General features: G+C 37.9%; 17 protein-coding genes. All 17 read right to left on the reverse strand.

Annotated features, from left to right (window positions below):
- Nucleotides 1-83: 83 nt before the first annotated feature.
- The 17 genes from rpsA to lpxK all read right to left on the reverse strand — a co-directional run bounded on the left by rpsA (nt 84) and on the right by lpxK (nt 13,499).
- Entirely contained in the window at nt 84-1,757 is a 1,674-nt protein-coding gene (gene rpsA, locus KTI79_RS09010; protein WP_002121348.1) for a 30S ribosomal protein S1, read from the reverse strand.
- A gap of 111 nt (nt 1,758-1,868) precedes the next feature.
- Nucleotides 1,869-2,549, reverse strand: a complete 681-nt coding sequence (gene cmk, locus KTI79_RS09015; protein ID WP_032053808.1) for a (d)CMP kinase — start codon at nt 2,547-2,549, stop codon at nt 1,869-1,871.
- 10 nt (nt 2,550-2,559) lie between these two features.
- Nucleotides 2,560-3,000: an SRPBCC family protein gene (locus KTI79_RS09020; RefSeq protein WP_032053807.1), complete on the reverse strand. Its 441-nt coding sequence runs from the start codon at nt 2,998-3,000 to the stop codon at nt 2,560-2,562.
- Between the two features lie 69 nt (nt 3,001-3,069).
- Nucleotides 3,070-3,573 (reverse strand): tRNA adenosine(34) deaminase TadA, encoded by a 504-nt coding sequence (gene tadA / locus KTI79_RS09025; RefSeq protein WP_032053805.1) that lies wholly within the window; start codon nt 3,571-3,573, stop codon nt 3,070-3,072.
- A gap of 5 nt (nt 3,574-3,578) precedes the next feature.
- On the reverse strand, nt 3,579-4,703 hold the full coding sequence (locus tag KTI79_RS09030; RefSeq protein ID WP_262468433.1) for an enoyl-CoA hydratase/isomerase family protein: 1,125 nt from the start codon (nt 4,701-4,703) through the stop codon (nt 3,579-3,581).
- Nucleotides 4,700-5,413 (reverse strand): uracil-DNA glycosylase, encoded by a 714-nt coding sequence (gene ung / locus KTI79_RS09035; protein WP_032053803.1) that lies wholly within the window; start codon nt 5,411-5,413, stop codon nt 4,700-4,702. The genes KTI79_RS09030 and ung overlap by 4 nt, the downstream gene beginning before the upstream one ends.
- Before the next feature lie 53 nt (nt 5,414-5,466).
- Nucleotides 5,467-6,063 carry a 6-pyruvoyl trahydropterin synthase family protein gene (locus KTI79_RS09040; RefSeq protein ID WP_032053802.1) on the reverse strand — a complete coding sequence of 199 codons (597 nt, stop codon included), beginning with the start codon at nt 6,061-6,063 and terminating at the stop codon, nt 5,467-5,469.
- Between the two features lie 229 nt (nt 6,064-6,292).
- Complete coding sequence (gspK, locus tag KTI79_RS09045) at nt 6,293-7,252, reverse strand: type II secretion system minor pseudopilin GspK (protein WP_032053800.1); 960 nt, start codon at nt 7,250-7,252, stop codon at nt 6,293-6,295.
- Nucleotides 7,253-8,008, reverse strand: a complete 756-nt coding sequence (gene gspJ / locus KTI79_RS09050; protein WP_032053799.1) for a type II secretion system minor pseudopilin GspJ — start codon at nt 8,006-8,008, stop codon at nt 7,253-7,255.
- Entirely contained in the window at nt 8,008-8,388 is a 381-nt protein-coding gene (gspI, locus tag KTI79_RS09055; protein WP_032053798.1) for a type II secretion system minor pseudopilin GspI, read from the reverse strand. The genes gspJ and gspI overlap by 1 nt, the downstream gene beginning before the upstream one ends.
- The gene (locus KTI79_RS09060) at nt 8,378-8,929 is read right to left on the reverse strand and encodes a type II secretion system protein (RefSeq protein ID WP_032053797.1); all 552 of its coding nucleotides are present in this window, start codon (nt 8,927-8,929) and stop codon (nt 8,378-8,380) included. Before KTI79_RS09060 ends, gspI begins: the two co-directional genes overlap by 11 nt.
- Nucleotides 8,930-8,935: 6 nt before the next feature.
- A complete protein-coding gene (locus KTI79_RS09065) occupies nt 8,936-9,544 on the reverse strand; it encodes a TetR/AcrR family transcriptional regulator (protein WP_016141197.1) in 609 nt (202 codons plus the stop codon).
- 36 nt (nt 9,545-9,580) lie between these two features.
- Nucleotides 9,581-10,354: a TatD family hydrolase gene (locus tag KTI79_RS09070; RefSeq protein WP_032053796.1), complete on the reverse strand. Its 774-nt coding sequence runs from the start codon at nt 10,352-10,354 to the stop codon at nt 9,581-9,583.
- A gap of 17 nt (nt 10,355-10,371) precedes the next feature.
- Complete coding sequence (locus tag KTI79_RS09075; protein ID WP_025470317.1) at nt 10,372-10,713, reverse strand: PilZ domain-containing protein; 342 nt, start codon at nt 10,711-10,713, stop codon at nt 10,372-10,374.
- A gap of 10 nt (nt 10,714-10,723) precedes the next feature.
- A complete protein-coding gene (locus KTI79_RS09080; RefSeq protein ID WP_086375779.1) occupies nt 10,724-11,704 on the reverse strand; it encodes a DNA polymerase III subunit delta' in 981 nt (326 codons plus the stop codon).
- A 13-nt stretch (nt 11,705-11,717) separates the two neighbouring features.
- Nucleotides 11,718-12,479, reverse strand: coding sequence for a 3-deoxy-manno-octulosonate cytidylyltransferase (gene kdsB / locus KTI79_RS09085; protein ID WP_032053794.1), 762 nt, complete (start codon nt 12,477-12,479; stop codon nt 11,718-11,720).
- 9 nt (nt 12,480-12,488) lie between these two features.
- On the reverse strand, nt 12,489-13,499 hold the full coding sequence (gene lpxK / locus KTI79_RS09090) for a tetraacyldisaccharide 4'-kinase (RefSeq protein ID WP_032053793.1): 1,011 nt from the start codon (nt 13,497-13,499) through the stop codon (nt 12,489-12,491).
- Nucleotides 13,500-13,501: the final 2 nt, after the last annotated feature.

Here is a 13,501-nt window from a genome sequence, read left to right on the forward strand (position 1 = left end):
TATGTTGAATACTAGGCTACCGTTTACAGTAATTTGTATAAAAAGTACAATTCCGTTACATGAAACTGTACTTTGTTAACTTATTACTTCATTTGTGCTTTGATCAAGTCACCAATAGTCTTAGGACCATTGTCTTGACTTGTAGTCGCTGTACGCAAGCTAGCAACTGCTTCTTTCTCTTCAGCTTCGTCTTTCGCTTTGATAGACAAGTTGATAGAGCGAGATTTACGATCAACGTTGATGATCTTCGCTTCAACTTCTTGACCAACTTCTAAGAATTTAGTCGCATCTTCTACGCGGTCACGGTTGATTTCAGAAGCTTTAAGAGTTGCTTCAACTTCGTCAGCCAACTTAACAGTTGCACCACGAGCATCAACTGCAGTTACAGTACCTTTAACTAAAGCACCACGTTCGTTAGCAGCTAAGAAGTCATTGAACGGATCGCTGTTCAATTGCTTGATACCAAGGCTGATACGGTTACCTTCAGCGTCTACAGACAAGATAACAGCTTCAACAGTGTCACCTTTCTTGTAACGACGAATAGCTTCTTCACCTTGCTCGTTCCAAGAAATATCAGACAAGTGTACTAAACCATCGATACCGCCGTTCAAGCCAATGAAGATACCAAAGTCAGTGATAGACTTGATAGTACCAGATACTTTTTCGCCTTTCTCATGAGCTTTAGCAAACTCTTCCCATGGGTTAGCACGAGTTTGTTTGATACCAAGGCTGATACGACGACGTTCTTCATCAACTTCAAGAACCATAACATCAACTTCATCACCAATCTGAACAACTTTAGATGGGTGGATGTTTTTGTTAGTGTGGTCCATTTCAGAAACGTGAACTAAACCTTCAACGCCTTCAGCGATTTCAGCGAAACAACCGTAGTCAGTTAAGTTAGTTACGCGAGCTTTAACGATAGAACCTTTAGGGTAACGGCTCATGATCGCTAACCATGGATCTTCGCCTAATTGTTTAAGGCCTAAAGATACGCGGTTACGTTCACGGTCAAATTTAAGTACTTTAACAGTAACTTCTTGACCAACTTCAACAACTTCTGAAGGGTGCTTGATACGCTTCCAAGCCATATCTGTGATATGTAGAAGACCATCAATACCGCCAAGATCAACGAATGCACCGTAATCAGTAAGGTTTTTGATTGTACCTGTAACTGTTTGACCCTCTTCAAGTTGAGCAAGTAATGCTTCACGGTCAGCAGAAGATTCAGCTTCCATAACAGCACGACGAGATACAACAACGTTATTACGTTTAGCATCAAGTTTAATTACTTTGAACTCTAACTCTTTACCTTCAAGGTGAGTAGTGTCACGGATAGGACGAGTGTCAACTAATGAACCTGGTAAGAATGCACGAACAGGACCGATGTCAACAGTGAAACCGCCTTTAACTTTACCAGAGATAACACCAGTAACGATTTCGCCATCTTCAAAGATTTTTTCAAGTTTAGTCCAAGTTTCAGCACGCTTAGCTTTTTCACGTGATAAAACTGTTTGACCCATACCGTTGTCAAGAGCTTCAACAACTACGTCAACAGTATCACCAACCTGAACTTCAAGTTCACGTTGTTCATTTAAAAATTCAGCACGGTCAACAATGCCTTCAGACTTTAGGCCAGTGTCAACAGTTACCCAGTCGCTATCGATGTTTACAACAACACCTTGGATGACTGCACCCTTTTCAACGTTGAGGTTTAATTCACTTTCTTCAAAGAGGGCTGCAAAAGATTCGGTCATGATATACCTGATAAATTCAGCGGTCTTGGATCAGACAAGGCCGGTTTAGTTAAGTATCAACATAGTCTTTATAGACTGATCAAGCTATGCTTCAACTGATAATTCTATTTACTAAATAGTACGGCTATCGACATAATCAACCATTAACTTAAATACCTGATCGATCGTTAATTCCGAACTATCAATGATATAAGCATCTTTGGCTGGCTTGAGCGGAGCAACTTCTCGCTCCATATCTCTTTTGTCACGCGCCTGTATATTAGCTAAAATGTCGTTTATTTTAGCATCTAGCCCCATACCCTGCAACTGTTTTACTCTACGCTCAGCGCGCGACTCGGCCGAAGCTGTCAGATAAATTTTGGCATTAGCTTCTGGAAAGATAGATGTTGCCATATCACGGCCATCTGCAACTAAACCAGGACTTTGCGCAAAAGCTCTTTGTCTTTCAAATAGTGCCTGTCTAAGCTCTGGAACTACTGCAACTTTTGAAGCGTACTCACCAACTCGCTCTGTACGGATTGTTTGAGACACATCTTCACCATCCAAAAAAACCAAAATCCCTGATGCAGAAGTCTCAAATTTAATATCCAGTTGACGTGCATATTGAATACATTCATCAAGCTGACTATCTAATTTCTCTAATAAATCATGTTTATGTAATGACAACCCTAACAAACGATATAAGGCACCCGAATCAAGTAAATGATATTGATAATGTGCTGCAAGTTTTGCAGCCAATGTTCCTTTACCCGAACCACTCGGACCATCAATAGTAATAATTTGAACTGTCATTGAACTCTCACTAAGAAGCAACTGCTTTAGCTAATCTCGAAAAGCCTAGTGTAATGGCTAGTTTTAGCTGTGCAAGGATTAATTTACTTACCACTGGCGCCTTTGCCGTTAACTCGATGCGGTATGTAACTAAAGTAATGTATGGGGTAATCTCAGAAAACTCGATTCTACCCAAATGGTGTTTAATCAAAGGATTGTCTATCAATTTGTACTCAATACTTTTATTTTCTTCCAACAATGTAATTTCTTCTTTAAGTGGCTTGATTGGACCAAATCCCATACGTCGAACCGAGCCCAAACCATCAGGTCTTTTAGAATCTGCGGAGTCTTTAATACGCACAACTTGTAAAGGTGCAAAGGCAGTATTGTAAGTTGAGTGCTTAGAGAGCAAGTTAAATACATCGGTAAGAGGAGCATTAAATTCTTTTTTTACAGTAATTACATTACGCATTAGATCGTCCTATTAAATAGAATCATGGCATTAAAACCGCGTTAGTTTGCCATAAGAGCATGTTAATTTTTAATCATTTAAGGACGTTTTTTGTTGTTTCTCTTGTTTCTTTTGCTCACGTCTTTGTTTAAAAAAATGGCTAAGCTGTTGAGCACATTTTTCTTGTAGACAACCATTTTGAAATGTAAACCTATGATTATAATAACCTTGCTGTAATAACTGACGTGCACTCACCAAAGAACCTGCTTTAGGTTCTGGCGTACCAAAAACCACATGTTTAATTCTTGCATGTACGAGCGCACCTACACACATAGTACATGGCTCAAGAGTGACATATAAAGTTGTATCTTCGGGTAATCGATAATTTTCTAAAGAGGAACACGCTGAACGGATAGCTTGAATTTCTGCATGTGCAGTCGGATCTAATAAAGTAATTGGAGCATTATATCCCGATCCAATTACTCGATTTTGGCTCACCAGAACCGCTCCAACGGGGATCTCACCCTGCTGAGCAGCTAATTCAGCTTGCTCGTAAGCAAGCTGCATCCAGTATTCATCACTATATTCAGTCATTTATTTTAGGTGATCACACCGTGTTGTCTAAGTAAGGCATTCCAGCTATCAATTGAAGTTACTGGTGGACAATCAGCCAAAATACCTCTTAAGCTGAGATCATCACATTGCTTCCATTCTGGTGATAAGTCTTTATCTACCAAGCGTGCGCGTACACCTTCAACAAAGTCAGGATGACGGATTTTCCACTCAGAAATCTGAGCCTCTAGATCAAACACCTCATCCCATGAGTGAATTTGTTTGCCCCATTGCCACAGTAACCAAGTAATTGCCGCGGTACTAGGAGATCCTTTTTGCAAATTTTCACTCGCTTGACGTAACCAATCACTGCTCGCATCACGCAAACTAACAATCGCTTGATAGTCTTGTTCAAAATTGAAACCACGGCAAACGCTATGAATTACATCAAGTGAGTTTTGCAATGGACCTGCCGCAACAGGACGGTGCAAACTATTTAAAGTATCATCAATTGCTCTAAAATCCCCTGCAGGATAATGAGCCCAATTAATATTTAAAACTTTTTGCAAAACATTATCACGCTGTGCTTCACAAATATGTGTTGCCCAACCGATGCTATATGCTCCAGCAGCAGTCATGATTGAACCGGTTAAACCCGTAAACAAACCTATTGGACCACGATCTGCCAAGAAACGGCTCGCACCAACGTCAGGATATAAACCAATATTAATTTCAGGCATTGCTAAACGTGAATATGGCGTCACTAGACGAAATGGTGCAGCCATAAACAAGCCTAAACCACCGCCCATTACATAACCTTCTCCCCAAACCACAACCGGTTTAGCATAATTATGTAAAAGTAGATCTAAAGCATATTCCTGCTGGAAGAACTTATTTGCGGTATTGACTTCTTGATTTATAACAAGTTGGCGTAATTTTCTAACATCACCACCTGCACAAAAAGCTTTTGGTGTAGTTGAGTCTAACCAAATTGCTTTAACCTGTTCATCGTCACGGAAATCTTCAAATACACGCAATAATGCCGTTACGATTGATTCGTCTAAAGCATGCAACGATTTAGGACGATTCAAACGTACTATACGCCAGCCGTTTTTTGCTTCTTCAACCACCAAGTCCGGGTGATAGTTATTTACATTGGGAGAGTTCATCATGCGTCCAATTGCCAGTCTATGGGCTCAATGCCATGTTGTTTCAAATATTGATTTGTTTTTGAAAACACTTTGCATCCAAAAAATCCCCCTCTATTTGCAGCAAGAGGTGATGGATGTGCGGCTGTTAAAACCAAGTGTTTATCTCTATTTATACGTTGTCCTTTGCGCTGTGCATAAGCACCCCACAAAATAAATACTATATGTTGTCTCTGTTCATTTAGAACATCAATAACTTCATCAGTAAAGGCTTCCCAACCCTGCTTTTGATGTGAAGTCGGCTGTCCAGCCTCAACCGTAAGCACACTATTGAGTAAAAGCACGCCTTGTTTAGCCCACTTTGTTAAGTCACCATGGCGAGGAGCTGGAATACCTAAATCTGTATGTAATTCATGAAAAATATTGCGTAAAGATGGTGGTAATGCAACACCTTTTTGAACAGAGAAACTTAAGCCATTAGCTTGATTTGGGCCATGGTATGGATCTTGCCCTAAAATCACAACTTTCACATCAGCCAATGGTGTGGTATTTAAAGCATTAAAGATTTGCTTACTTGGTGGATATATTATTTTTTGAGCTTGTTTCTGTTGAAATAAGAAATCGCGCAAGTTATCCATCTGAGGACTTAATAGAAAAGGTGCTAAAGATCTTTTCCAACTTTCTTCTAATTGAACTTTACTGAGTTTATCTTGCTGTTGCTCAGTTAATTGCATTAATGTCATCCTAGATCAATTTTCAATTCTACAAATAAAATAAGTAATTCGACTTATACTTCGACTTGCAAATCAACTTGAGGATTATTAAATTTAATCCCTTTTTTCAAGTCTTCATACATGTGTGGATTTGCCCACTCTATCTGAATTTGTTCTGAAAAGACAATTCCATCAAGACTTAAAATACCCATTTGTTCGTTTTGAATATCTTCAATAAAGCTTTGAGCATATCCAGTATCAGTCTCGTGAACAATAACAGAATATACTTCAACATCACCTTCCCCATTTTGAGTGACTGTTGATTGTAAAACTTGCTGAGCTAGATAAAAGAAAATACGTGAAAACTGTTCAGCCGACGGTGAAACAGGTAAAGAAATCCAACGAGCACTAAAAGTCTGACATGCATCAATATACTGAGGATCATCTTTTTCCCAAAAACAGATTGCATGGTCAAAGCTATCGAAAAGATCTTTTATTACTCCCTTTAGGAGTCCAAAATCATAAACCATTTGCCCATGATCTAATTTCGAAGCTTTAAGCAATAACTCAACTTTATAGCTATGTCCATGAATTGATCGCTTACAACGATCCGATGTACAGTTACGTACGACATGTGCATTTTCAAACTTAAATAACTTACGAATTAACATGTGCCAAATCGATCATTCCTTCTAAGAACATTATTATAAAGCAAAAGACGAAAATTTCGCACCACTTTTCAATTAGAAACAATTAGCAAAAAGTATGATAAGACTTATGAAGAAACATTGGAGATACATATATAGAAAAATTATATTTATTTAAATATGTACTCGATAAAAAATTTATAATTACAAACCTCGACAGTCTACCAAAAATAAATAAATCATAAATTTTCAATTAGTTAAAAGGCGCTATATTTCTAGAATATACATAAACCTGCTTATCACTGCGCATTAAAGCACTTGTAAACTGTCTTTTTCTATTATTCAACACAACCTCAATTTGTGCTTGAAAAAAGTTCGACTTTACATCTAAAAGGCTACTAACTTCAGTTTTCTTTTGTGGATCAACTGTTGAAAAAGCATTCAATTGCCATAATTCATCAATATTTTGAAAGAACTTTAAATTCTGTTGGCGTAATTGAAGTTCTTTTTCTATAGTCCCTAAATCCAATTTTTGATCAATACTCGCTAATACTAATGGCGATGCGGTGTTAATATTCACTTTTGTATTTTCAGATAATGCAGAAATGTATGGTGCGATTAAATCATATTTCTTGCCTTCAAAACCTCTTACCAACTTCAACTCCTCTATACGATGAAATTTAGCATTTGAAGCTAAATAACCAGGATCAAGGCCTTCATAATAATTACTTTCTGCCCCCATAGGTCCAGATGGTTCGTCATCTGGATCTTGCCAATCAATAACTGCTTGACTTAACTCTGCTGGCAACCCTACACGCACAAGCAATCGCTCAAACCAATTTTTAGCAGCTTCGTTTACCTTACCTTCATTGGTCGTTAAATTGTTTAGGTTAAATTTTCCTGACTCATCTAGTAAGCGCCCCGATACGACTCCATCTTCTATTGGAAAAGGTGGCATTGGCTGAGCCCAGCTTTCCTTTAAGTGATCGATGCCACCAGCATTATTTGCATCTTGAATTAATAATTCAGAAAAAAAAGCTTCTGTACTTTTTGCATAGAGTAATGACTGATTTTGACGCATCAAATAACCTGTATTTTCCATTGTATTAGTTTGATGCTTTGCGATAGAAGCAGCTAAAATTGTAGCTAAAGCAACCATTATCAAAATTGTGAGTAATGCTACACCTTGCTGATTTTTTTTATAGAGTAACATTTATTGACCTCCCTGTTTGGAGAGCGATAAGTCACCTTGGTTTAAGCTATAAATCCACTCATAACTTACACCTGCAACCGTGAGTTGCATTTTTATTCCTTTTGGCAACTTCCTAAATTCATCAGGTTTTGTAGGGTCAATATTAACTTCAGGCCACTTTGTTACTTCTTGAGGTGTCAAAACCATAATTTGAAATTGTTCAACTTGGCTCAACAGCGTACTTGATAAAGGTTGCTCTCTATTTGAAGTATTTAAGTTACTATATTTAAGGCGATAAAGCTTTTTTTGATCAGGATCATATCGATATTCGATACGCTCAAAAGGTGATAATCCTTGCTTTAATGGATCAGTAACACCCGCCTTACTAAAGCGGAGAACTTGATTATCAATCTCTAAAGCTGGACGTAATTGCCCGCCTTGATTGGCTGATAAAGGTATAATTTGCAATGTATCACGCAAAACTTGTTGATAAGCATCTTGTAATTCAAATAGCTGCACTTCATGTTGAGTATTACGATCACGAACTTTTAATAAATAGTCAAAAACCTTCCACCCCAATAAAGATAAAATAGCAAAAATTGCAATTGAAACTAAAAGCTCAACTAAAGTAAATCCTGAGCGAGGATTAACAAAGCGAAGCTTTGTCTGAGCGCAAGACGAAGAGCTTTGCTCAGAGTAACCCCTCATCATCTGCTCTGATCGTACCGCAAGACGAGAAGCTGAGTTTGGTGAGCGAAAACATTTATTCTTTATCATTATTTTGCTTTCATTGGATAATTAAAAAACACCAAGTGAGTAATACCATTTTGAACTTTGCCCTTATCAGAATCATATAAGCTAATTTGTAAATCTACTTTCTGAACATTCGGGCTAATTGTAGATTGTGCAGATTTGTCAATCTGCCAAGTTTCGCCTTGAGAAGTAATTTGCTTACTTTGAGTACCTTCAAGCCATTCCTGATTTATCTCCATTAAAGCAATTTCATTCATTGCTACAAACTGAGCTTTGGTTCTAAGAATTACATTTGAGGTAGATTGAGTATATTGCATGGCTACTTTAGTTAACGCGACAGCCGCTACTGCAAAAATTGCTAAAGCAACCATTACTTCTAATAGAGTAAAGCCTTTAGATTTCATTTATTTTACCCAAATGATCAATTTGTATTTCTGAACCAATTGGTTTTTGTTCAAAGTAAAACTGTATTTTCACAGTTTTAGCTTCACCGTTACCGAACCAGATTAACTGGGGAGCCTGCCCTCCAATTAAATCGGTATTCGTAGCTTTTGAATAGTTTTGCTCATCTAAAGTTTGTACTGTAAACGATACGTGTTTAGGCAGTTGCCGCGTAGTAAATTCTGAATATTTTTGCCAGCGATTTTTTATATCCTGAACCTGTAATTTACTCTGGTCGTGATATTCATATAATTCATAAGAAAATGGTGAAACGTCGGTTTCACTAAGAGTAGATAAAGCTAGAACACGAGATTGATCAAGCGACTCTTTACCAATTTTATGTATATCAAGCAAAAATAGCTCTCTTGCTTGCATTGCTTTCTTTTGGTCAACCCCACCAATGTTAAGTACGACGAGTGAAGTCATAATCGTCATAATAACAATCACCACCATCACTTCAATAAGTGTAAAACCTTTTTGGGATTTAGGTGATTGAGATTTCATATCGACCTAAGCATATTGCTCAACAGCTTGTTTAGGTAAGGCTAATGCCTGATCAATATAAGCCACTCTCAAAGTGTCTCTTGAACCTAAATACCGTTGGTAAAAACTTGAATTGAGAATAGCTGCTGCACCATGTGTTAATGACCAAATAGAAGCCAAATAATCACGAGTCGTCATATTACTTTGAATAGATTCTAAATAATGATCTGTCATGCGAATGATAATTCGCAATCGCTGTTTACGAACCTGATAAAGCTCATGAAAAAGATGATGTACACCTTGAGCAGTTATTGAGAGTTTTTCTTCAATTTGGTGAAATAAAACTGTTCGCTCAGGATGATGTAAATGATGCAACATGAAAAAAGCTAAATGTTCTGGAAAAGCCTTTTCAGTATCTTGAACCATTTCAAGTAACATACGCTCATTACGAATGATCAACAGCATGTACAACTCATCTTTACTTTGAAAGTGTTTGTACAAAGTTCCTTTTGCTAGATCAAGCTCAGCAGCCAAGACATCAAGTGTCATTCCGGCTTCGCCATTTTCTAGCAATAATTGTTCCGCAACCTGAAATATTAATACTTCTCTTGCTCGGAACTGAGCCTGACGATCCATCTTCACGCAATTACTCTCTTCTATAGTTTCAATGACCTAAATCGCTTTTAGCAAGTTCTCAAAATTTTGTGAGGTGATCATTGCAATTTCCTCAACCGATTTATCATATACATCACTGAGCGCTTTGGCTACATAAGGCACATATTTTGGTTCATTTGTTTTACCACGATATGGGACAGGTGCTAAATATGGGCTATCTGTTTCAATTAAAAGGCGATCTAGTGGGACCTGTTTAGCTACATCGCGCAAATCCTGTGCATTCTTAAATGACACAATTCCTGAAAAGGAAATATAGTAACCACAATCCAATACAGCTTTTGCTGTTTCCCAATCTTCAGTAAAACAATGCAGAATCCCATGGGTTGATTGTTCAGCACGGATAATATCTACCGTATCATGCTTTGCTGATCGGGTATGAACCACAACTGGTTTTTTTACAATTTTTGAAGCTTGGATATGTCTTGCAAAACATGTCTTTTGCTCTTCAATAAAATCTGTACTGTGATAATAGTCCAGTCCAGTTTCACCTAAAGCCCATACTTTTTCTGATTGAGCCAATTCAACCAAATATTCAGTTGTTGCACGTGCCATTGTGTCCACATCCTCACAAGGGTGCACACCTACCGTATAACCAACATCTGCATGTTTCTTTGCAATCTCAGATAGTGCAATATGGTCATCGAGATCAACGGAAATTGCCATAAACTTAGACACTCCTTCTGCTCGCGCTGCTGCAAGCGCAAGGTCCAGATCACCGTTATAAGGCGTTAAATCTAACATCGTTAAATGGCAATGCGTATCAACAAACACTTTTCTTTCCTATTTAATTACATGGTATAACTTGGGCGGTCTAGAGACATACTACCAGCCAAAACTCGTTCTGCCTCGTTTTTATAGTAAATTCCCTTATCTCCACTTAACTGAATAGCAAAACCTTGAGGTTTAAATCCACTTTGCTTATGGGAGATCCAGATTACTTTACCTGTTAGAGGAATTTTTTGGGACTGCTCAGGTAAAGTTGCCAAAATGAAAATTTCTTGCCCCATCTTTACCTTTTGTTTTGATGGTACGAATAGACCCCCACCTTGCACATATCCCATATAGCTTGCTTGTAAAGTAGCTTTATCAGGAATATTTACCTGAATAATCCCCCCCATTTGCGGCTGCATCATCTTCCCCTTAAATATTCATTAATGTTATAAACAACTGATCTATAATTAGTTGACTTTGTACATTTTGCTCAACAAGCTTTTTTGCTTGTTGTAATTCATTATAAATATTAAATAAGCTTTCTAAATCATAATATGAGCTTAACTGATCAAAATCTAAATCAGTATTTTTTTGTGGTTGATTTAGCTTGACACAAATTAAATCACCCAACAAGTATTCAAAAAGCATTATAAAATCACTAAAACTTAATTCTTTTTGCCATTTGCCTGAGAAAAATAAAGGCATATTTTTTTGAGCAACGATTTTAAGCCAATCATTTAAGAAAATTTGCCTTTTCGCAAACCAGTCACTTTGAGCAATTTCTATTGCTTGCAAAGGCATATCATTAGATAAGCCAAGCAGTAAATCAGGCTGCACTTCTGCAAGTTCAGATAAATGCTCATTCAAATAGGAAGTGGCTTGCTCGTAGGAGATACGATCCAAAGCAAAGTGCTGTAAACGGCTACGAATAGTGGCTGGTAATTTAAGGTAGTGATCAGCCAGCAAAATTAAAACAACACGCTCGCCTGGTTCTTCTAAAGTCTTTAGTAAAGCATTTGAAGATGCCAAATTAAGCGCCTCAGCAGGTTCAATCACAATAACGCGCCAACCTTCTCCCGTTTGTTGTACGAAAGGTAGTAAGTCACGTATCTTTTCTATTTTAATTTTCGCATTCTGCTTTTTATTTTCTTCATCCGTTGTGATATGAACATAATTGGGATGAGTGTCTGATTTTAACCATTGGCAACTACTACATTCACCACAAGGGCCCTGCAGCTGCTTATTTAAACAAAGCACCCATGCTAAAAAATGCTTAGCAAAAGCATGTTTCCCACACCCTTGCTTGCCGTAAAATAAGAGACCATGTCCAATATTAGGAAACCTTGTAGTCAAGGTATCCCATGTTGTTTGCTGCCAAGGATAAACCTTTGAAGTTACATTCGGATTCATTAAAAATTAACGCTTATTCAAAAGATTCAACAGGCATATTATTTAAGCGATCAAGATCAGCTTGAGTGTCCACACCGGGTGGTAAATTTGCTTCGGCTACAGCGATTGCAATTCGATGACCATTTTCTAAAACACGTAATTGTTCAAGGCTCTCAAGCTTTTCAAGCTTACCCATATCCCATGTTACATATTCTTGTAATAAGTTCACTCGATAAGCATACAAACCTAAATGACGAAATGCTTGTGTATGTAAAGTCGGTTCAGCGTGCTTAGCCCCATCTCGATCATAAGGAATAGTTGCACGGCTAAAATATAATGCTTCATTTTGTTTAGACATGACTACTTTTACAATACTGTCCCGCTGAAACTCATCTAAGGTATGAATCGGCTCACACAAAGTAGACATTGAACAATTTGGTTTATCTACCAAAAGTTTCGCAACTTGTTGGACAAGTTGAGCTGGCAACAAAGGTTCATCACCTTGAACATTTACAATAATATCGTCTGCATCCCAACCTTTAATACGAGCAACTTCACTTAAACGGTCTGTACCTGAGGGATGATCCAAACTCGTAAGAACTACATCAACTCCATCTGCACGGCAAATCTCAGCAATACGCTCGTCATCTGTTGCCACACACAGATCATCAAAACCTTCGACTTTTTTTGCCTGATCAACTACCCGTAAAATCATAGGACGTTTATGAATAAGCAACAATGGTTTACCTGGCAAACGCGAACTTGAGAAGCGTGCTGGAATGACGATGTGTTTCATTTTTTTTACCTAAGATAATTGAATATCAAGTTCTTGCAATTGCTGTTTTAAAACCTGATAACACTGTGGAGACAGGACGGCTTTAACAGGAACCACCCAAATAGACTGTTTAAATTCAGGATGCTTTTCAAGTAATGGCAATAGCTTAACTGCATCTTTTTCAGTTGTAATAAGTGGCAGCTCGTCATTAAAAATTAAATCATTGATTGTGTAATCATGATGATCACGAAATGCATGCTCTTGAAATTGTTTTAAACCCAGATCTTTAAGTGTTTGATAAAAGCGCTGAGGAAAGCCAATCCCGATTACAGCATGATAATTATTCTCAAGATTAAAGCTTGGTTTAGAATTAGATAAAGGGTTAAGTAAATATGGCTGTCCTGTCTCGAGATGCATGTTTAATTCTGTAGCAGGTTTATGAGTATGCTCAATCACTGTTCCAGTTTCTAAACGTTCAATAGGCTCTCGCAGATAGCCTTCAGGTAATAATTTTTTATTCCCTAAACCTCGATTTTGATCCAGTACAATCCACTCGATCTGTCGACCTAATGCCCAATGCTGCAACCCATCATCACTAATAATCAAATCTATTTCTGATGACTCAAGCAATAACTCTATTGCAGCCTGTCTATTAGGACCTACCGCCATTGGTACACTTGTAGCCTGAACAATTAATGCTGGCTCATCCCCAGCCTGAGCTACTTGGCCGCCCGAGGTAACCAGCATTGGAAAAGGACCATCCCCCCCATATCCCCGACTAATTACCCCTACTTTTATATTATGCTGCTGTAGATAATTCACCAGTTGTATTAGTAAGGGAGTTTTTCCACTTCCACCTACTGTGATATTCCCTATAACCATCACAGGCACGGGTGCTTTATAAACTTGCTTAAAACCCGAATTATAAAGATTACGATTGAATAGAAACCCAGCGCGATATAAGCACGATAATGGACGTAAAGCAATCAACCAACTCGATTGCTTATTCCATGCATTTTGGATCAGCTGGGCTAATGACATGC

This window comes from Acinetobacter sp. WU_MDCI_Abxd143 (assembly GCF_025514195.1).
GTDB classification, from domain to species: domain Bacteria; phylum Pseudomonadota; class Gammaproteobacteria; order Pseudomonadales; family Moraxellaceae; genus Acinetobacter; species Acinetobacter pittii_H.

Excerpts from the sequence above, each read along its gene's own strand:
- gspJ (WP_032053799.1), bottom strand. The coding sequence starts at position 8,008 with ATGATAAAGAATAAATGTTTTCGCTCACCAAACTCAGCTTCTCGTCTT.
- KTI79_RS09080 (WP_086375779.1), bottom strand. The coding sequence starts at position 11,704 with ATGAATCCGAATGTAACTTCAAAGGTTTATCCTTGGCAGCAAACAACA.
- KTI79_RS09075 (WP_025470317.1), bottom strand. The coding sequence starts at position 10,713 with ATGCAGCCGCAAATGGGGGGGATTATTCAGGTAAATATTCCTGATAAA.
- ung (WP_032053803.1), bottom strand. The coding sequence starts at position 5,413 with ATGCAATTAACTGAGCAACAGCAAGATAAACTCAGTAAAGTTCAATTA.
- cmk (WP_032053808.1), bottom strand. The coding sequence starts at position 2,549 with ATGACAGTTCAAATTATTACTATTGATGGTCCGAGTGGTTCGGGTAAA.
- gspI (WP_032053798.1), bottom strand. The coding sequence starts at position 8,388 with ATGAAATCTAAAGGCTTTACTCTATTAGAAGTAATGGTTGCTTTAGCA.
- kdsB (WP_032053794.1), bottom strand. The coding sequence starts at position 12,479 with ATGAAACACATCGTCATTCCAGCACGCTTCTCAAGTTCGCGTTTGCCA.
- KTI79_RS09060 (WP_032053797.1), bottom strand. The coding sequence starts at position 8,929 with ATGAAATCTCAATCACCTAAATCCCAAAAAGGTTTTACACTTATTGAA.
- gspK (WP_032053800.1), bottom strand. The coding sequence starts at position 7,252 with ATGTTACTCTATAAAAAAAATCAGCAAGGTGTAGCATTACTCACAATT.
- rpsA (WP_002121348.1), bottom strand. The coding sequence starts at position 1,757 with ATGACCGAATCTTTTGCAGCCCTCTTTGAAGAAAGTGAATTAAACCTC.
- tadA (WP_032053805.1), bottom strand. The coding sequence starts at position 3,573 with ATGACTGAATATAGTGATGAATACTGGATGCAGCTTGCTTACGAGCAA.
- KTI79_RS09020 (WP_032053807.1), bottom strand. The coding sequence starts at position 3,000 with ATGCGTAATGTAATTACTGTAAAAAAAGAATTTAATGCTCCTCTTACC.
- KTI79_RS09040 (WP_032053802.1), bottom strand. The coding sequence starts at position 6,063 with ATGTTAATTCGTAAGTTATTTAAGTTTGAAAATGCACATGTCGTACGT.
- KTI79_RS09065 (WP_016141197.1), bottom strand. The coding sequence starts at position 9,544 with ATGGATCGTCAGGCTCAGTTCCGAGCAAGAGAAGTATTAATATTTCAG.
- KTI79_RS09030 (WP_262468433.1), bottom strand. The coding sequence starts at position 4,703 with ATGATGAACTCTCCCAATGTAAATAACTATCACCCGGACTTGGTGGTT.
- lpxK (WP_032053793.1), bottom strand. The coding sequence starts at position 13,499 with ATGTCATTAGCCCAGCTGATCCAAAATGCATGGAATAAGCAATCGAGT.